The following is a 19,172-nucleotide window of genomic DNA, read 5'->3' as shown; positions in this document are numbered from 1 at the left end:
GAGCTGCTGCTGGCTGATTTCATTCAGATTTTGTTCAGTACCCGCATGGACCTTACCTTCGACCTTAACCTAGACGCTTCCTTCGCCGACAGCATCCGCCAGCAGCACACCGGGGTAGATGCCCAACGCGCTATAACCGACCTGGAGGATCAGGTGGGGGGCACTTTGCACCAGCTGTACCAGCGTCACAAGCTGCTACCTGGGGTTGGCGACCAAGTGCAAATAGATGATACCTTGACCGTTGTGGTTACCGCTCGTCGTTTCGAGAGCGACGGTAGCCTGTGGTTTTCGGTGCAGCGCCACTCAGCTTAACTTCAGCTACACCGTATGCCGCCCGCTTCCTCTCCTTTGCACCAGCGGCTGACCGAGCACCTGGCCAAGCGGGAGGCCGACGGTACCCGCCGCCGCTTAACCCTACCTCCCGCGGGGCTGGTTGACTTCAGCTCCAACGACTACTTGGGCCTGAGCCGTCACCCGACCGTGCAGCAGGCACTGCTGGCTGCCGTAGATGCGGCGGGTAGCACCGGCTCGCGGCTGCTTACCGGCAACTCCGCCGCGGCGGAAGCCCTAGAAACTCAGCTGGCGCAGTTTCACGGGGCCGAAGCGGCCCTGCTTTTCAACTCTGGCTACGCGGCCAACCTGGGCTTCTTTGCCGCCGTGCCCCGCCGCGGCGACACAATTCTCTACGACGAAGCCTCGCACGCCTCCGTGAAGGATGGCATTCGGGGTTCCTTTGCTACTGCCTGGAGCTTCCGCCACAACGACGTAGCTGATGTGGAGCGCAAGCTGGCCCGCGCCACCGGCGCCGTATTCGTGGCCGTAGAGTCCCTGTATTCCATGGATGGCGACATGGCCCCGCTACCAAAGCTGGCGGCTCTTTGCCGGGAACGGGAGCTGTACTTGGTGGTAGATGAAGCCCACACCAACGGCCTCTACGGGCCGCGGGGCGAAGGATTGGTCGTTGAATTGGGACTGGAAAACGACGTATTCGCCCGCGTGCTCACGTTTGGCAAGGCCCTGGGCAGCCAGGGCGCGGCCGTGGTGGGCGATACCCTGCTCCGCGACTACCTCCTGAACTTCAGCCGACCTTTTATTTACACCACGGCCCTGGCCCCGCACTCCGTCGTTGCGCTGGCGGCGGCGTACGAGGTGTTGCCCGATTTATTAGCCGAGCGTCAGCAGCTTTTCGCGCTTTCCGACTACCTAAAAACTCGTTTAAACGCCGTGCCGGGGCTGCGGGTGCCACCGGAAAGCCACGTTATTCACCCGGTTTTCTTTGCTGGTGCGCCGGGTCCGGTTCGTGTGCGGCAGGTAGCGGCGGCGGCTCAAGCCGCGGGCTTCGATGTGCGGGCCATTGTGGCGCCCACAGTACCGGCTGGCACGGAACGGCTGCGGCTTATTCTACATTCTTACAATACGGAAATGGAAATTGACGCGCTGGCAGATGTATTGGCGCGGTGTTAGGTAGCGGCGGCTATAGCAGTGGCGTTGTGTTTATAATCTGGCGCACTAGGTGTTTCAGGTATACCCGTGACAATTATTCAAATGAAACTACCAAGGCGCAAGTTTCTCCAGTCAGGCGTGGTACTAGCAACGGGTTTGCTGTTGCTTGATGCCTGCTGGCTGGAACGATTTTTTATTGAAATCAATGAATTTAAAATAACTACCCCGTCCCCCGGCACACCTGGCCTGCGGGTTATGCAGCTCTCCGATTTACATTTGCAGTCAATAAATTACCAACTCGTCCGATTAACAAAAATAATAAGCAAGCTTAAGCCTGACCTACTAATTCTTACGGGTGATGCCATTGACAAAGCCGAGAATATTCCGCTGCTACACAATTTTCTGCAACTATTACCGCACGACCTGCAAAAAGTAGCTATTCTGGGCAATTGGGAGTATTGGGGCAAGATTGACTTAGCCGAACTCGCCTCTGTGTATAGCAGAAACAAGTGTCAATTACTTATTAACCAAACGGTAACTTACCAATTCGATAACAAAACCATTGCAATTACCGGCCTCGATGATTACGTGGGCGGCAACCCTGATTTGCCCGCTGCTTTAAAAACGTATACCAGCAGTGATTATCACATACTCTTAAATCATTGCCCGGAATATACCGCTACATTAGTAAAGCAGCTTGATGAAAATAAAAAAGTGGATTTTATTTTATCGGGGCATACGCACGGCGGACAAATTAATCTATTCGGGTTTATTCCGTTTCTACCCCGAGGTAGCGGAAAATACCTTAAGGGCTGGTACCAGGAAAACACGACCAAGCTGTACGTTTCCAAGGGTATTGGCACCAGTCTGCTACCGATTAGGTTTGGAGCAAGAGCAGAAATTGCCCTGTTTACGCTGGCCGGATAGCACTCCTTTTTCACCCAATACAAGTAGATATTAGCAGGCGGGTACTCACCAATTTTTAGGGTAAGGCTCCCATCTTTGTTTTTCTTCTGCTCAAACAGCCTGACGGCTACGGCGGGCGGGAAGTAGGTTTTATTGCACCCGTTTTCCTTTGGAACGACTTTTCATTACCGGCATCGGCACCGATGTGGGCAAAACCGTGGTTTCGGCCATCCTAACCGAAGCCTTACGAGCTGATTATTGGAAGCCCGTACAGGCAGGCCTGGAACCGAGTACCGATGCGGGCACGGTCCGCGGCTTGGTTGGTAATCCGGTGAGCCACTTCTGGCCTGAGCGCCACCGACTGCAGCTGCCGGCTTCGCCCCACGCCGCGGCCGCGGCTGAGGGCTTGGCACTGCACCCCACTGACTTTCAGCTCCCGCAAACCAGCAACCACCTCATTGTGGAAGGAGCGGGCGGCCTACTCGTGCCCCTGGCTCCGGGTTTTCTAATTGCCGACCTTGCTCAGCGCCTCGAGCTGGAAGTGGTAGTGGTGTCGCGCAATTACCTGGGCAGCATCAACCACACGTTGCTCACTCTGGAAGCCTTGCAGGCCCGCGGGCTGCGAGTGCGGGGCCTAGTGTTCAATGGCGAGCCTACCCCAGCTACCGAAGACTTCATTGCCCAACACACAGGCGTGCCCTTGCTACCCCGGGTGCGGCCAGAAGCGGAACTGTCGCGGGCGGTAGTAAGCCGCTACGCCGCCGAGTTTCGGGCGTGGTTTGCCGCTAATCCTTCGCAGTAGCCTAGCAGGGCGTGACAGGCAGTAAGGCTTTTTCCGGGCCGCCCTTCCCTACCGGTAGCAGCTTTGCGGCCTTGCCATTTAACGGTTCCCGTTACTTTTGCCGCCCTAGTCTGTTTCCTACCCATGCCTACCCTTTCCGAGCGGGACCATGCCGTTGTGTGGCACCCGTATACTCAAATGCAGACTGCTCCCCTGGCCGTGCCCATTGTGCGCGGCGAAGGCAGCTGGCTGATTGCCGAAGACGGCACCCGTTACCTAGATGGCATTTCCTCCTGGTGGGTGAACTTGCACGGGCACGCGCACCCGCACATTGCGGAGCGCGTGAGTGAGCAGCTCCGGACCCTGGAGCACGTGCTGTTTGCCGGCTTCACCCACCCCGCCGCCGTAGAGCTGGCCGAACAGCTGCTTGCCCTGCTGCCTACTCATCAGGCTCGCGTATTCTACTCCGATAACGGCTCGACGGCCGTGGAGGTGGCCCTGAAAATGGTGTTGCAGTACTTCCATAACCTGGGCCAGCCGGAGCGCCGCACCTTCCTCTGCTTCCGCGACTCCTACCACGGCGACACCTTCGGAGCTATGGCCGTGAGTAGCCGTGGGGCCTTCACCCAGCCCTTCTGGCCTCTGCTTTTTGAAGTGAAGTTTATTGATGTGCCGGTGCCGGGGAGGGAAGCCGAGGTGCTGGCCCAGCTTGATGTTCTGCTGGCCCGCCCCGAGGTAGCCGGCTTTATTTTCGAGCCCTTGGTGCTAGGCACGGCGGGCATGGTGATGTACGCGCCGGAGGTGTTGAGCGAAATGCTGCGCCGCTGCCACCAGCGCGGCGTGCTCTGCATTGCCGATGAGGTGATGACCGGCTTCGGCCGCACCGGACCGCTCTTTGCCAGCAGCTTGCTCCAAAAGCAACCCGACATCATGTGCTTTTCCAAGGGGCTCACCGGAGGCACCCTGGCCATGGGCCTGACTACCTGCGCCGCGCCCATTTACGAAGCTTTTCTGAGCGACGATAAGATGCGGGCCCTGTTCCACGGTCATTCCTACACGGCTAATCCCGTAGCCTGCGCCGCTGCCCTGGCTAGTCTGGAGCTAACCCGGGCCGACGAATGCAGCCGGCAGCGGCAGCGCATAGAAGCCGCTCACGACGCTTTTCGCCAAGAAATCGAAACCCAACCTGGCATCCGGCAGGTGCGGCACCGCGGCACCATTCTAGCCGTAGAGTACGACGCCGGTGAGGGCACCAGCTACTTCAGCCGCCTGCGCGACGCCTTCTATCAGCTGGCTCTGGATAACCACGTGGTGCTGCGGCCGCTGGGCAATGTGGTGTACTTGCTGCCACCCTACTGTACCACGGATGCGGAGCTAGGGCTGCTCTACAGCGTGCTGCGCCAGATGCGCGGACTGGTCCTCAACTTTCAGCCCGCCCCTACCCTGCCCGAATACCTGCATGACTGAGTTCGTTGCGGAAGACCTGATTTTGATTCGGGGCCGGGGCCGGGTGTCGGCGCTGGGCTTGGTGCCCGCTCCCGCTGCGGCCCCTACTTCTCCCTTCAGCGCCCACACTGCCGGCTTACCCGTGGCGGCCCTGCCTACCGCGGCTGAAGCCGCCGTAACTCAGTTGCGTCGCCAGGTTCCGGCCTACCGCCAGCTCGACCGCACCGTACTGCTGGGGTTGCTGGCGGCCCGCCAAGCCACCGCGGCGGCCGGCTGGCATTCGGGTTCAGCAGCTGCGCTACACCACCCCCTGGCCGTCAGCATGGGAAGCAGCCGGGGAGCCACGCAACGGCTCGAGGAGTTTCACGCCGAGTTTCTGGCTGAGGGAAGCGTTTCGGCCGCGGCTTCTCCGCTTACCACCCTGGGCAACGTGGCCAGTTGGGTAGCCTTTGATGCCGGTAGCACCGACGGCGCCACTCTTAGCCATTCCAGCACCTGCAGCAGCGCTTTTCAGGCCCTGGGCAATGCCATGGCCTGGCTGCGCGCGGGCATGGCTACGCGCTTTCTGGCGGGCGGCACGGAGGCCCCGCTCACTGGTTTTACGTTGGCGCAGATGCGGGCCATTGGTATTTATTCCCCTTACGCGGCCGCCCAGTGGCCCTGCCGCCCCGGGGCCGGCCGGCCCTCCACGTTTGTCCTGGGGGAAGGCGCGGCCGTATTTGCCCTGGAAAAAGTAAGCCGGGCGCGCGCGGCGGCAGAACCAACTACCGAACCTTTGTTTGTTCTGGAAAACGTAGGGTTTGGCTTTGAAGCCATTGGTAGTAAAACCGGCCTTTCTCCTGATGGTCAGCACTTTCAACAGGCCATCCGCCAGGCCTTGGCTCAGGCCCGGGTATCTTCTGCGGACATAGATGCAGTGGTGCTGCACAGCCCCGGCACCCCCGCCGGGGACGCCGCCGAGCGGGCCGCCTTGCGGGCCGTTTTCGGGGAACTGCTCCCCCCGCTCTTATCTAACAAATGGCTGATTGGTCACACCCTGGGCGCGTCGGCGGCCCTGAGCCTGGACTTTGCCCTGCACGTGCTGGCTACGCAGCAGTGGCCCGCCCCACCTTTCGCTACTGATTTGGCTGCGGCCGTTGCGCATCCCATTCGGCGCATTTTGGTGAATGCGGCCGGTTTTGGGGGCAATGCAGCCAGCGCGTTAGTATCCAGGCTGGAGGTGCCAGCCTGAGAGCAGACAGCGCGTTTTGATTTTATCATCCTGGGTAAAAGCTTCGGGGCCCGGCTGGAACCTGCTGTATTCCGCGTATCAGCCCATAACTTATACCCGGCCAACCCGCTACGGTCCTTACCTTGCGCCGCAACGCCCGAGGGCTATTGCGCGTCTCTTGCCCATTCCAATCCTGATCCTGATTCCAACCATGCGCCGTTCTACGCTGCTTTTGCTTTCCCTGGGCCTTAGCGCCACCGCCTTCGCCCAAACCAAACCCACTGCTACCCCCGACCCGCTCATTACGAAAATGGTGCAGGATATTTCGGAGAAAAACCTGCGCGAGGACATTGACAAACTCGTGAGCTTCGGTACGCGTCACACGCTTTCGGACACCAAAAGCAAAAAGCGCGGTATCGGGGCGTCGCGCAACTGGGTAGAAAATGAGTTCAAGAAATACAGCAAAGCCAGCGGGGGCCGGCTGAAAGTAGAGCAGGACACCTTCACCGTGAAGCCCGACGGCCGCCGCATCGACCGGCCCGTGGTCATGGCCAACGTCATGGCTACCCTACCCGGCACCGATCCCACGGACAAGCGCATTTTCATTGTGAGCGGCCACATCGACTCGCGGGTGACGGATGTGATGAACGCCACCGCCGACGCGCCCGGCGCCAACGACGACGGCTCGGGTACGGTAGCCGTGATGGAGTTGGCCCGCGTGATGTCACAGCAGCAGTTTCCGGCTACCATCATTTTCGTGGCGGTGCAGGGCGAAGAGCAGGGTCTTTATGGCTCCACCCACCTAGCCAAGCGCGCTAAAAAGGAAGGCTGGAACTTGGTGGCCATGCTCAACAATGACATCATGGGCAACTCCTCGGGCCACGACCCGGAAATCAAGGACGACAAGCGCCTGCGCGTGTTCAGCGAGGGGGTGCCCGCTACCGAAACCGCCGACGAAGCCCGCGTCCGCCGCACGCTGTCCTCGGAAAATGACTCGCCCAGCCGCAACCTGGCCCGCTACACCCGCTTGGCCTGCCAGCAGTACGTGCCCGGCCACGAGGTAGTGCTGGAGTATCGCCCCGACCGATTCCTGCGCGGCGGCGACCATACGCCGTTCAATCAGCAAGGCTTCACGGCGGTGCGTTTCTCGGAAATGAACGAGGATTTCCGCCACCAACACCAGGATCTGCGCACGGAAAGCGGCACCGAATACGGCGACTACGCCAAGTTCATGGACTTTCCCTACCTGCGCCGCAACACGGGCGTGAACTTGGCTACCCTGGCCAGCCTGGCCCTGGCCCCCGCCGCCCCTGAAAACGTGGGTGTGCTCACGGCCAACCTCACCAACCGCACGGAGCTGAAGTGGGAAGCCCCCAAAATGGGCGAGAAGCCCGCCGGCTACTACGTGCTCATGCGCGAAACCAGCGCCCCGGAGTGGCAGCAGAAGTTCTTCGTAACGGATACCAAAGCCGACCTACCCCACAGCAAAGACAACTACATTTTCGGGGTAGTATCGGTAGATGCGGAAGGCCACGAGAGCCTGCCCGTTATTCCGAAGCCGGTGCGATAAGCGGCTTCGCGCTGTCTGAAACTAAACCCATCCCCTTGAGTTAGTACACCGGCTCAAGGGGATGGGTTTATACCTATTTGACGTTACTACTCAATATTGACTTCCTTTTTGCAGCAGCTGACATACTAGAGTTTATACCTATTTGACGTTACTACTCAATGGAAAACCATTATATTTTTTCCTAAAATGTGTTTCGACTATCCTTATTGACTCTACTTTTTACGTTGCTATCTGGAATTGTTCCGGCCTGGGCCCAGTGTGACGTTTCTCCGTGGATTACGGTATGGCCAAGCGAAAAGGTAAAGGTGATTCAACCCCGTCAGGTTATCCTATTGTCAACAGATTTCTCTGTCTATCTTTCCAAGGAGATGCAACAAATAGGGTATGCTACCCAAGTATACCTGTGGTCAGCGCATGACTCGGTGCCCCTGATTGTGAAGGACCGCCCAGTGACGAATGGTGGTAACTTATCGGTAGTGCTCCAACCAAGCCACCCATTGCTGGCCGGTAACACTTACGAATTGAGAGCCAGCCGCAACAATGAAAATATCTCCTGGCTTTTCAGAAACCACGTGCGTATCTCGGGACAGCCAGTAAAAACCATTTACCAATGGCGAGTAACGGCCACACCCGATACCCAGGCGCCGGCTTGGGTAAGTACGCCAACTGTTGTAAAAAAGGTCTTTTCAGACAACAGCGAAGGCACAGAGAACTACGTTCACTTTACCTACCCTTTGCGCGACTCTTCCGACTGCCTCATTAAAACCACTGTGCGGCATACACGTAGCGGGCAGCAAACGACGGCCTACTTAACTGCCTGGAGCGACCAACTAGACGTAGGGTGGTTTACCTGCGGCGGACATTTTCGATTCAGTTCCCAAGAGGAGTGCACGGTCCTTTTTGAGGCCATTGATTCGGCGGGGAACCGAGCTACGGCCAGCGGGCAGCCAATACCTTTTACAACTCCAGTTATAGGGCCTGTTACGTGGCACTAAGCCTACTTCTCTTCCGGCCGAAGTTTCCATAGTAAACAGACGCCCGCCCGTGCGCTAACCCGATAAGTGCTGTAGGACCGATTTATTGGCATTATTAGCGAGGGTACGTGGATCGTAAGGAATTTTAAGTCAAAAAAGCCCGTCCTGCTGTTGAGCCACCGGATTTCGCCGGCCTGTCAAATAGAAAAATTCGCATACAGCCCGCTGGAATCTTTCGCAGAAACTCCGTACTTGCGGCCGCAAAAGCGCGGCGGCTCCTGATCCGCGGCGGTTTCTTTTCCCATGACAAACGCTACCTGTTTCTTCTGTACCACTACGCTGCTGGCTTCGGCGGAAGTAGCGGGCATGCGGACGAAGGTAGCGCCGGGCAAACGGGTAGCCCTGCCGGTATCGGCGGGCCTACTGATGGTCAAGAAATCGAAGAAACGCAACCCGACCTGACCGTCGCACCTGTTCGCCGTAGCCCTACTACTGAACCTTCAAGCGCCGGTCCTGCCCAGGATCGGCGCTTTTTTCTTTTCTGCCCGCAACCTTACGGGCTTTTCTGCGCCACTTATCTCCCGTTTTTCACCGTTTATGAAAATTTTAAAGTTTGGCGGCACGTCCGTTGGGTCGCCGCAGCGGATGCGCGAAGTAGCTGAGTTGGTTCATGCCCCCCACTTGCAGCGCCGCATCGTGGTGCTCTCGGCCATGAGTGGCACCACCAATGCGCTGGTGGAAATTGCTACCCTGCTCTACGCCGGCGACACGGCCGCCGCTACCGCCCGCGTGGAGGTCCTGCGCCAGCGCTACCACGAGGTAGCCCGCGAGCTGCTCCCGGAAGCTACTACCGCTGAGGCTGCCATTGAGGCGCTTAATCAGCATTTCGACACAATACTCCGCCTGACTTCGGCCCCGCTTTCCGCCGATGGGGAACGGGTGATACTGGCCCAAGGGGAGCTGCTGAGCACGTTGCTAGTGCACCGCTACGTAACCCAGGTGCTGCACCGCCCGGCCGTGCTACTGCCCGCCCTGGACTTCATGCGCCTCGACGTGGATGAGGAGCCCGATGCGGCCTACATTCGGGAGCACCTGGCCACTACCTTGGCGCCCTACGCCGCTGAGCAGCTGTTCATTACCCAGGGCTACATCTGCCGCAGCGCCCAGGGCCACATCGACAACCTCAAGCGCGGGGGCTCCGACTACTCTGCTTCCCTGATTGGGGCGGCCGTGGAAGCCGAGGAAATCCAAATCTGGACCGACATTGACGGGCTGCACAACAACGACCCGCGCGTCGTGCAGGGTACCTACCCCATCCGGGAGCTGTCGTTTGACGAGGCCGCGGAGCTGGCTTACTTCGGAGCCAAGATTCTGCACCCCAGCTCGGTGCTACCGGCCCGCCAGCACGGCATTCCGGTGCGCCTGCTCAACACCATGCAGCCCGAAGCGCCCGGCACCCTGATTTCGGCCAAAACCGGGGCCGAGGCCATCAAGGCCGTAGCGGCCAAGGACGGCATCACGGCCATCAACGTGAAGTCGAGCCGGATGCTGCTGGCTCACGGCTTTTTGCGCAGCCTGTTTGAGATTTTCGAGCGTTACCGCACCTCCATCGACATGATTACTACCTCCGAGGTGGCCGTCTCCTTAACCATCGACGACGCCACCCGCCTACCCCAAATTCTGGGGGAGCTGCAGCGCTTCGGCACTGTGGAAGTAGATGAAAATCAGTCCATCATCTGCCTGGTTGGCAGCTTGGGGCAGGACGCGCACGGCGCGGCCAACCAAGCCTTTGCCGCCCTGAAAGACATTCCAGTGCGCATGATCAGCTACGGCGGCTCACCCAACAACATCAGCATTCTGGTGCATACCAACGACAAAGTACGCGCCTTGCAAGCCCTGAATGCCGGCGTGTTTTTGAAGTAGGCTGTTAGCTGATGGCTAATAGCTGCTAGCTGTTAGTTATTGGCTACTAGCTTTTTACCGATAGTCAGGAGCTAACAGCCAACAGAGCTATTAGCTAACAGCTTAAAAACCTTTGATAATGCCTTTTCAACTTCCGGCGGAGCTTGCCCAGCAGCCCACGCCTTTCTATTACTACGACCTGCAGCTGCTAGATCAGACCCTGGTGGCGCTTACGGCAGCGGCCCGGCCTGGCAACTTCCAAGTGCACTACGCCCTAAAGGCCAATTCCAACCTACCTATTCTGCAACGCATTCAGCAGGCCGGGCTGGGGGCCGACTGCGTGAGTGGCGGCGAGGTGCAGCGCGCCCTGGAGGCTGGTTTCGCACCGGACCACGTGGTATTTGCGGGCGTGGGCAAGTCTGATGCGGAAATTAGCCGTGCCCTGGCCGCCGACATCTTCTGCTTTAATGCCGAGTCGGTGCCGGAGCTGCAGGTGCTCAACGAGTTGGCCGGGGCCCAGGGCCGCACCGCGCGGGTAGCCCTGCGCATCAACCCCAACGTGGACGCCCACACCCACGCCTACATCACCACCGGCCTCGATGCCAACAAGTTCGGCATCAGTCTGCCCGATTTGGCCGGTGTCATTGATGGGCTGGATAGCTTACTTAATGTGGAGTTGGTAGGTCTGCACGCCCACATCGGCTCCCAGATTACGGAGCTGTCGGCGTTTGCCAACCTGAGCCGCAAGCTCAATGAGCTGCAAACCTGGCTGGAAAGCCGCGGCCACCAGCTGCCCCACCTCAACGTGGGCGGGGGCCTAGGCATCGATTATCAACACCCCGATCAGCACTCCATTCCGGACTTTGCCGCCTATTTCGGCATGTTTGAGCAGCACCTGGAGCGGCGGCCAGGCCAGCAGGTGCACGTGGAGTTGGGCCGGGCGGTAGTGGCCCAGTGCGGCACGCTCATGAGCCGGGTGCTTTACGTCAAGGAAAGCCAGCAAACCCGCTTTGCCATCCTCGATGCCGGCATGACGGAGCTGATCCGGCCGGCGCTGTACGGTAGCTTCCACCTTATTCAGAACCTAAGCAGCCAGGGCCCGGAACTGGCCTACGACATCGTGGGGCCCATTTGCGAGTCGTCGGATACGTTTGGGAAGGCCGTGCTCCTACCCGAAACCCGGCGCGGCGACTTGGTGGCAATTCGCTCGGCGGGGGCTTACGGCGAGGTGATGTCCTCGGCCTACAACCTGCGCGAAAAGGCCGAGGCCGTGTACCGCTAATCGGCGCGGCAGCCTACCAAGTGGCCCCTGCTGCCCCGCCGAATTTCCGTCCGTCGGGTCACAGGCGACGCTGGCCGTGCAGAAGCTGCCGTTAGCCAAAAGTTGCCGCCAACTGGATGTTGCCTTTTCTACCTTTGACTCAATAACAAACGGCGCACAAAGGGTTTATTGGAAAGGAAGGCTCTTTGCGTGGTGTGTTGCAGTTGGTGAATGGAGTAGGGTGGATATAGAATAGCTGACTGCAACCCCGTAGAAAAAGCCGCTACCTCTGGTAGCGGCTTTTCTGTTTTTAGCCGGATTAGAAAGCAACGTTTTTACTTGAATTTCAAGGCGTTGGCACCTACCACCATACGGTCCACTTGCCGAGCTTTTGCTGCTGCTGAAAGTGGCGTAGCATCCACCGGCGCTCGGGCTTCAGCTCGCCTTTCACCAGCAATACCGGGTGTTGGAGGAGCAGGGCACCGAGGGCTGGCTCCTGCTGGGGGTCTTGGAGGTAGAGCAGGTAACGGTGCCAGCTGGTGCCGGGCTCAAACTGGGTTTCACGGTTGAGGCTGCTGTTGCCATCGTTCAGGAATACGGGCAGCTGCCCCAGCTCAAAAGCCAGGGAGGGCAGCAGTTGGTCGTACACAAGTACCTGGCGGCTCGTGAGCTGCTTGCTGCGCAGAAACTCCGCCAGCGGGCGGCTGCCGTTGAAGGCCAGCTCGTTCTGCTGCATAATGGGCTTGGCCGACAGCAGCAGGAATACCGTGAACAGGACCGTGGCCGCCAACAGGCGCGGGGCAATGCGCACCTGGTTCCAGAGCGTGAGCGTGAGCACCAGCGTAATAATGCCGGCCGCGGGCCAGATGGCCGTCAGGGGCTTTACCTCAAACCCCAGGTTGATGACCGTCGTGAAGATGGGTAGCAGGCACAGGGCCCCGAGCAAAAACCCATAAAACGCCACGATGCCCACGTACCAGCGGTGCAGGGCGGCCTCGGTGCAACGGCCCAGGTAGTACACCGTCAGGAGCACTACCCCGGGGAAGATGGGCAGCACGTAGAGCAGCAGCTTGGACTTGGAAAGGGAGAAGAACACCAGCGGCACCAGTACCCAGAAAATGAGCACGTTGCGCCACTGCTGCGGCACCGAACTCCAGGGCGTGCGCACGGCGCGGGCCACCAGGGCCACGGCCCAGGGCAGGCTGGTAGCCGGGGCCAGCACCAGGTAAAACCACCAGGGTTTGGCCCGGTTGAATGTGGCCGCGTTGGCAAAGCGCTCCACCGTATGCTCGAACAGGAAATAGCGCACAAAGGCCGGATTCTCGCCCATCAGGTACAAGTACCAGCTCAGCCCCACCAGCGCAAATGCCAAAAAACCCAGGGCGTGGTGGATGGTGAATGGCCGCCGCGGTTGGCCCTGCTTGAAGTAAAACCCAATAACCACCATCAGGGGTAGCACAAACCCCACGGGGCCCTTGGTGAGAAAAGCCAGCCCCAGCCCCACCCAAAACAGGTAGAGCCAGCGCGCCCCGCCACTGTGGTAGTAGCGCAAAATGCCGTAGGCGGCGGCCAGTTCCAGGGTGGCCAGGTAGGCGTCGGTGGTAACGTTGAGGGCCGAAATCAGCACGACGGGCAGGCTGCCGTAGATGACGGCGGCGGCCAGGGCCCGGGCCCGGTCTTGCGGGAACAGCAGCAGGGCCAGCCCGTACATGAGCCCCACTTGCAGCAGCACAGCCAGCACCGGCAGCAGGCGCACGCCCAGCGTGTTTTCGCCCAGCAGACCCAGGCCGGCGGCCGTGAGCCAGTACGTAAGCGGAGGCTTGTGAAAGTGCTGAATCCCAAGCAGGCGCGGGTGGAGCCAGTCCTGGCCCGCTAGCATTTCCCGCCCGATTTCCGCGTAGCGCGCCTCACTGCTTTCCAACGGCCCCCAACTGCCCAGCTGCCAGAAAAAGGCCGCACCGAGCACTAAAAGCAAGAGCCAGAGCCAGCGGCGGGAGGTCATTGGGAAGGGCATAGGGGTCGGCGGTAAAGGACACCCCAAAGGTAGCGACAAAGCGTACCTGCTGCTTTCCTTTACTGGTCGGCGGGGCTCTCGGGCTGTGGAGGCTCCTGCGGGGGCTGCTCTACTCGCTTCAGGCCCATGACCATAAACAGCAAGCCCAGAATAAGAAAGGCGGTGTGGTGCTTTCCAAACAAGCCAATAAGCACCCACACCAGGCCCGCGTAGAAAATGGGAGCCACCTGATAACGACCGAATAGCGTGTTCATTCCTCAAGGTAAAGAACCCGTAGCGTTGTTGGCCCATTCCGCCGAACTTTGCGGGCGCTTTGGCGGCTACTTGCTTCTTACATGAACGATCCGGAAATCCGTACTCTGCTCTACCCCTTGCTGCAAGGCGGAGTGTACGTGGATGAGCTGCCCACTGGCACCACCCGCGCCGATGTGGTCCACATCACGGAGCAGTTTATGCACGGCTACGAGCTGAAAGGCGACGCCGACACCTTGCAGCGCGTGGCCAAACAGCTACCCTGCTACGGCCGGGCTTATGATTTCGTCACGTTTGTAGTTACGGCCAAGCACTTGCCCAAGCTACTGCCCCAGCTGCCGGAGTGGGTAGGCGTGCTCGTGGCGTCCAGTGAGGGGCTGCACGCCCACCGCCCAGCTTTGTACAATGCCACCGTGGAGCGCCCTGCCGTGGCCGCGCTGCTGCGCCTGGAGGAAATCAAGCAGTTTCTGCTGGCCCAGGGGCTACCGGGTGTGAGCACCTACCGCCGCCGCGACGTGCTGAATTTTCTGCGCACCACCCAACTCGTGTCTCTTTCGGCCCTGGCCCACCACGTGCGCCGCCAGCTGATGGGCCGCATGGAGGAGCGTCTGGCTTTCCGGGCCGAGCGCAAGGCGGAGCGGCAGCGGGTAGCCGCCCGGCGCCGCAAGCGCCCCAAGCGGAAGTAACGCCGTCCTGTCCACGGCGCAGGAGCCGGGAAGTAGCTAGGAAAGATAACTTCCTGTTACAGAAAGCAGTTAGACAACTGAACTGTTTGCTGCTGCCATGAACATTCTGCTTACTGGAGCCACTGGCTACATCGGCCAGCGGCTGCTGCCGCTGCTGGTGGAGGCCGGCCACCACGTCACCTGCCTGGTGCGCGACGCCCGCCGCTTTGAGCTGCCCGAACGGTTGCGCAGCCAGGTCACGGTAGCGCAGGGCGACTTGCTGAAGCCCGATTCGCTGGCGGAGCTTCCCCTCGACATCGACGCGGCGTACTACCTGGTGCACTCCATGAGCGGGCACAACAAGGACTTTTTCCGGCTGGAACAGGAATCGGCCCGGCACTTTACCCACTACCTCAACCGCACCAGCGGCCGGCAGGTCATCTACCTTTCCGGCATTGCCAACGACCGGGCCCTGAGCGTGCATCTTCGCTCCCGCAAGGCCGTGGAAAAGGAATTGCGCCGGGCCGGGCAAGCTGCCCTCACGGTGCTGCGGGCCAGCATTATCATTGGCTCCGGCTCAGCCTCGTTCGAGATTATTCGGGATTTGGTGGATAAGCTGCCGGTGATGGTGACGCCGCGCTGGCTGAACTCGCGCTGTCAGCCCATCGGCATCCGCGACGTGATGCACTACCTGCTGGCCGTTCTCGATAACCCCGCTTGCCTCAGCCAGTCGTTTGATATTGGCGGACCCGACGTGCTGACCTACCGCCAGATGCTGCTGGACTTGGCTCAGGTGCGCGGGCTCCGGCGTTACATTATTACGGTGCCGGTGCTCACGCCGCGGCTCTCGTCGTGGTGGCTGTATCTGGTTACCAGCACTACCTTCTCCCTGGCCCAGAGCCTGGTAGAAAGCCTGCGCAACGACACCATTGTGGACAAGCGCCGTAGCATTCAGGCGGTAGTGCCCCACCCCTGCATGCCGTACCGGGCGGCCGTGGAGCTGGCCTTCCAGCGCATCGAGCAGAATGAAGTAGTCAGCAGTTGGAGCGACGCGCTGAGCAGCGGCGTGATGCCTCGTAACTACATGGACCACATTCAGATACCCCAGCACGGCCTGCTCCAGGACCGTCAGCTGCTGCGCTTTACGCGGCCACCCCAGGAGGTGCTGCGCAACGTGTGGGCCATCGGTGGGGAGCGGGGCTGGTATAAAGTTGACTGGCTCTGGCGCATTCGGGGCCTTCTGGACAAGCTGGTGGGCGGCGTGGGCTTGCGCCGGGGCCGCCGCTCCGCTACCAAGCTGCGCGCCGGCGACCCGCTCGACTTCTGGCGCGTGCTGGTGGCCGACAAAGCCAGTCGCCGCCTACTACTCTACGCCGAAATGAAGCTCCCCGGCGAGGCCTGGCTGCAGTTTCGGATTCTAGATAATGAGGATGGGTCGCACACTTTAGAGCAGCTAGCTGCGTTTCGGCCCCACGGCCTGGCCGGGCGCCTGTACTGGTACTCGCTGGTGCCCTTTCACTTCATCATTTTCAAGGGCATGATTGAAAATATTGTGCAGTACGGAGAAGCCACGCCCTACCCGGCTGCCGTTACTCCAGCCGCTGTCCCGGCTAACGGCTGAGCCCTGGCCGGATACTTGCCACCTGGAAACCCGTATTCTCTGCTGCACTTATTTTATATGGGCCATGTGCTACCCAAACCCGCAGGCATGAAAGCACTGCTTACGGCGGGCCTAACGCTTTGTGCTACGCCCTTGCTAGCCCAGGAGGCAGATTTGCCGCTTCCAACCGCTACACACAGCGCCGAGAATGTAATGCGGGTAGCTGCGTACGGCACCGCCGGCCGTGTACCGGGCTACTACCGCTACGCCGCCGCGGGCCTGGGCCTGGCCCGTCGTAACCGCTGGCGCTACCCCGACGCCGAGTACGATTCTGATTTCACTTTGGGGCTGCGGGTGGGAGCCGGCCAGCAGCAGGCGCTTACTGGTTCGGCTGCCACGGGGCATCCTCTGTGGGGCGTAAACCCCTACGTAGCGGCAGATGGCCGCTTTTTTGGAGCTGGGCTGGGCGTTTGGATAGGGCGGTTAGGCGACTACCGGGCCGAGGGCCAGAAGCCGGGCCGGGTGGTGCCCCAGCTCCGGGCTCGGGCCGGACAAGTAACCGGCTGGCACGGGGTGCTCACGTATGCCAACGAGTTTGGCGGCCTGGGCAATCCGTTTTTGCAACTAGGTGGTGCGTACGGCGGCTTGCTGCCTAGTGGTCGTTTGCGCCTAGAAGTTGGGGCGGCCATTACAACTCTGGCGCTGCCCGAGCAGGAAGTTGGGGTATACGCAGAAGCCGGCTTGCGCGGCGCCGTTGGTGAGGGCGGCCTGTACCTGCAGCTACCCATAGCGCCCGACGGAGCAGGCCAGGTAGGAGTTTATATGGTGTTTGGGGGTAGCAACTAGAAGCTATTACTAGGTAGCACAAAGGCCGCCCCCGGCCCAGCCGAGCTTTGTGCCAAGCACAAGCCCTGACCGTTTACCTGCTCCCGCTACATCAGCGCGTTTATTTGCTACAGAGCTCTGGGTATTCTAAAAGCCTGGTATAATGCACATATCTAATTTGTAATCATTCATTTACGCCCCGTTCTAGCCGGCCATAAAGTCTGGTTGCGTGGTATTTTCGTTGGCATTGCCTGCGTCCGCCGTTCTACCTTCAACTCGTTATCCACCGCACTATTCCTTCGTGACGGGCCCCAAGCCCCCTCCTTACCTACCAGTTTTTATCGTTGCATCCCGGCCGCCGCCTCTTGCCTTACTTCCTGGGCGGGGCGGCGGTTTTAGCTTCCCCTAGCTGCTTTTGCCTGAATACCCCAGATCAGTTTTTACTTCTTAGGATTTGCTGTATGCCGCTACCTACCCCTACTCCGTGGACTTTGGCCATCCCGCACGGCCCTGATTACTACTCAATTTTTTACGTGGCCGGGTTTGGGGTCAATCTGATTTTACTGCTGTGGGAAGGTCGAAGCCGGGGCTACCCGTGGCGGAGTTGGCTGGTGCTGCTGGCTTGTGTTGCTCTACCCTTTATTGTGGGCACCAAGCTGCTGGCCCTCTCGGCTCAGGAGTGGCAGGCCCTGGTTGCTACGGGGCAGCTACCGGCCTCCGAAGCTCGTTCTATTTTGGGTGGGGCTCTGGCCTCGGGAATATGCCTGCCCCTGCTACGGCGGGCGCTTGGGTATAGCCGGCACGTATACGATGCTTTTGCCCTACCCCTGTGCGTGGCCCTAGTGGTGCAGTGCGTGGGCTGCCTCCTGACGGGGTGCTGCTTCGGAGTGCCGACTGCGGGCAACTGGGGCCTAACCTACGCTCCCGACACGCTGCCCTACCTGGTGCAGGTATATCAGGGGGTGCTGCCGGCCGGGGCCGCTCACTCCTTGCCGGTGCATCCTACCCAGGGGTACGCACTGCTCTTGTGCGCGGCGGTAGCTACGGTGCTGCTGCTCACGCGCCACCGGCAGTGGCCGGGGGGCAGCTGGCGCTGGCTGCAGCTGGGCCTTTTGCTGGCGGGGCGGTTTGTGCTGGAGTTTTGGCGCGACCCAGCCGGCGAACCTGTGGGGGCCGAACTGCATACTCACGCGGGCCTAGCGCTGCTGCAGCTGCAATGGGCGCTGCTGCTCACGGCTCCACTTGCACTGGGTTGGTGGTGGCGGCTGGTACGGCAGGCCCGCCACCGGGCACCCGCCGCCGAGGTAGTTCCTCCCAATTTCCCCAGCCGCAACCTGCTGGCCGTAGCGGGCATGCTAGCCCTCACGGCGTGGCTGGGTCCCTGGGCCCTGAGCGCCCCAGAAATTGTCGTGATAAAGGCGCTACTACTGGCCGTGCTGGGCCTGGAAGGCGGGGCGTTGCTATTCCGGGCCGGCGGCGCTGGGTGGCAGCCCGGCCGGGTGGCTTTGCCCTTTGGTTTGGCCAGCTTGGTAGTTGTGCTTACCAGTCAAACGCCCCTGGACTCGGCCCTTACCCCGCCGCAGAAGTACTACACGCTCAGTGGCGGCTTCAGCGCGGGCCGCTTCCTGCGCGAGCAAAATAGCACGGGCTGCGGCGGAGCTACGCCCCTGGAGCAGTACCGGCACCGCTACGCCACGGGCACCATTGACTTTTCCCGGACTAGAATGGCCGGCGTATATCCTTATGGGGAAGTGCACAAAGCCGACAGAACCATTGGCATTCGCCTGCATGCCGGCCTCGATCATGAAACCCCGCTTTCCCCGGATAACTACAGTCGGCGTACCCTGCTGGCGGCCTTCAACCCTTACGTGCAAATCGACCGTCCTCGGCTGGGGATTGGGGGTGGTATTCTGTTTGGCGCCCTGGGCTACCACAAATACCGATTTGGCAACCAAATCAGTATTCTGGACCTGCAGGCCTCGGTACGAGTAGGCGAGCGAGAGAAGGTGTACGGGCTAGTTGAGTACAATTACCTTGGCTATGGTACCGCAAATCCGCAGCAGCGGGTGGGGGTAGGCACCGGACTGGGGGGCTCCCGCTGGCAACTCCTGGCCGGCGTAGCCAGCGCCAAGCTCTACGATATGCCAACAGGTGCTAGCCGGTGGTCGGGTTTTGTGGAGGCGGGCGTGCGCCCCACGCCTGCCTGGCAGCTCAGCTCCTTCGCCATCTTCGGCAACCCCAATCAGCAGCAAGCCGGACTGCGGATTAGCCGCCGCATCATGGCCCGCTAATGCTCAGCTACCCATACGCTTTAGCCACACTA

The 19,172-nt window shown here is 60.3% G+C and carries 16 protein-coding genes; 14 read left to right on the top strand and 2 right to left on the bottom strand.

Annotated elements, in window-relative coordinates; all coding sequences use genetic code 11:
* Window positions 1–45: 45 nt before the first annotated feature.
* The 10 genes from MWH26_RS05315 (at window position 46) to lysA (ending at window position 11,514) form a co-directional block, all read left to right on the top strand.
* The gene (locus MWH26_RS05315) at window positions 46–312 is read left to right on the top strand and encodes a hypothetical protein (protein ID WP_247976365.1); all 267 of its coding nucleotides are present in this window, start codon (window positions 46–48) and stop codon (window positions 310–312) included.
* A 15-nt stretch (window positions 313–327) separates the two neighbouring features.
* On the top strand, window positions 328–1,464 hold the full coding sequence (locus tag MWH26_RS05310; protein WP_247976364.1) for an aminotransferase class I/II-fold pyridoxal phosphate-dependent enzyme: 1,137 nt from the start codon (window positions 328–330) through the stop codon (window positions 1,462–1,464).
* Window positions 1,465–1,530: 66 nt separating this feature from the next.
* Window positions 1,531–2,370, top strand: coding sequence for a metallophosphoesterase (locus tag MWH26_RS05305; protein ID WP_247976363.1), 840 nt, complete (start codon window positions 1,531–1,533; stop codon window positions 2,368–2,370).
* A gap of 148 nt (window positions 2,371–2,518) precedes the next feature.
* Window positions 2,519–3,151, top strand: a complete 633-nt coding sequence (gene bioD, locus MWH26_RS05300) for a dethiobiotin synthase (RefSeq protein WP_247976362.1) — start codon at window positions 2,519–2,521, stop codon at window positions 3,149–3,151.
* Window positions 3,152–3,274: 123 nt separating this feature from the next.
* Window positions 3,275–4,597, top strand: a complete 1,323-nt coding sequence (bioA, locus tag MWH26_RS05295; protein WP_247976361.1) for an adenosylmethionine--8-amino-7-oxononanoate transaminase — start codon at window positions 3,275–3,277, stop codon at window positions 4,595–4,597.
* Window positions 4,590–5,807, top strand: coding sequence for a beta-ketoacyl synthase N-terminal-like domain-containing protein (locus MWH26_RS05290; RefSeq protein WP_247976360.1), 1,218 nt, complete (start codon window positions 4,590–4,592; stop codon window positions 5,805–5,807). The genes bioA and MWH26_RS05290 overlap by 8 nt, the downstream gene beginning before the upstream one ends.
* Window positions 5,808–5,997: 190 nt before the next feature.
* Window positions 5,998–7,356 carry a M20/M25/M40 family metallo-hydrolase gene (locus MWH26_RS05285; protein WP_247976359.1) on the top strand — a complete coding sequence of 453 codons (1,359 nt, stop codon included), beginning with the start codon at window positions 5,998–6,000 and terminating at the stop codon, window positions 7,354–7,356.
* 1,277 nt (window positions 7,357–8,633) lie between these two features.
* On the top strand, window positions 8,634–8,792 hold the full coding sequence (locus MWH26_RS05280; RefSeq protein ID WP_244695590.1) for a hypothetical protein: 159 nt from the start codon (window positions 8,634–8,636) through the stop codon (window positions 8,790–8,792).
* A gap of 135 nt (window positions 8,793–8,927) precedes the next feature.
* Window positions 8,928–10,253 carry an aspartate kinase gene (locus MWH26_RS05275; protein WP_247976358.1) on the top strand — a complete coding sequence of 442 codons (1,326 nt, stop codon included), beginning with the start codon at window positions 8,928–8,930 and terminating at the stop codon, window positions 10,251–10,253.
* A 118-nt stretch (window positions 10,254–10,371) separates the two neighbouring features.
* Complete coding sequence (gene lysA / locus MWH26_RS05270) at window positions 10,372–11,514, top strand: diaminopimelate decarboxylase (RefSeq protein WP_247976357.1); 1,143 nt, start codon at window positions 10,372–10,374, stop codon at window positions 11,512–11,514.
* 340 nt (window positions 11,515–11,854) lie between these two features.
* Here the strand turns inward: lysA and MWH26_RS05265 are convergent, their stop codons facing one another.
* Both MWH26_RS05265 and MWH26_RS05260 read right to left on the bottom strand, forming a co-directional pair.
* Window positions 11,855–13,507: an ArnT family glycosyltransferase gene (locus tag MWH26_RS05265; protein ID WP_247976356.1), complete on the bottom strand. Its 1,653-nt coding sequence runs from the start codon at window positions 13,505–13,507 to the stop codon at window positions 11,855–11,857.
* A 59-nt stretch (window positions 13,508–13,566) separates the two neighbouring features.
* Window positions 13,567–13,761 (bottom strand): hypothetical protein, encoded by a 195-nt coding sequence (locus tag MWH26_RS05260; RefSeq protein ID WP_247976355.1) that lies wholly within the window; start codon window positions 13,759–13,761, stop codon window positions 13,567–13,569.
* A gap of 81 nt (window positions 13,762–13,842) precedes the next feature.
* Between MWH26_RS05260 and MWH26_RS05255 the strand changes: the two genes are divergently transcribed.
* The 4 genes from MWH26_RS05255 to MWH26_RS05240 all read left to right on the top strand — a co-directional run bounded on the left by MWH26_RS05255 (window position 13,843) and on the right by MWH26_RS05240 (window position 19,140).
* A complete protein-coding gene (locus tag MWH26_RS05255) occupies window positions 13,843–14,445 on the top strand; it encodes a sce7726 family protein (RefSeq protein ID WP_247976354.1) in 603 nt (200 codons plus the stop codon).
* Between the two features lie 97 nt (window positions 14,446–14,542).
* Window positions 14,543–16,045 carry an SDR family oxidoreductase gene (locus tag MWH26_RS05250; RefSeq protein ID WP_247976353.1) on the top strand — a complete coding sequence of 501 codons (1,503 nt, stop codon included), beginning with the start codon at window positions 14,543–14,545 and terminating at the stop codon, window positions 16,043–16,045.
* A gap of 87 nt (window positions 16,046–16,132) precedes the next feature.
* Window positions 16,133–16,870: a hypothetical protein gene (locus MWH26_RS05245; protein WP_247976352.1), complete on the top strand. Its 738-nt coding sequence runs from the start codon at window positions 16,133–16,135 to the stop codon at window positions 16,868–16,870.
* Window positions 16,871–17,310: 440 nt separating this feature from the next.
* A complete protein-coding gene (locus tag MWH26_RS05240; RefSeq protein ID WP_247976351.1) occupies window positions 17,311–19,140 on the top strand; it encodes a prolipoprotein diacylglyceryl transferase family protein in 1,830 nt (609 codons plus the stop codon).
* The last annotated feature ends 32 nt before the right edge of the window (window positions 19,141–19,172 follow it).

Origin of the sequence: Hymenobacter sublimis (genome assembly GCF_023101345.1) — a bacterium.
Taxonomy (GTDB): domain Bacteria; phylum Bacteroidota; class Bacteroidia; order Cytophagales; family Hymenobacteraceae; genus Hymenobacter; species Hymenobacter sublimis.
Note: the sequence above shows the minus strand (reverse complement) of the source record. Positions and strands in the feature narration are given on the sequence as shown.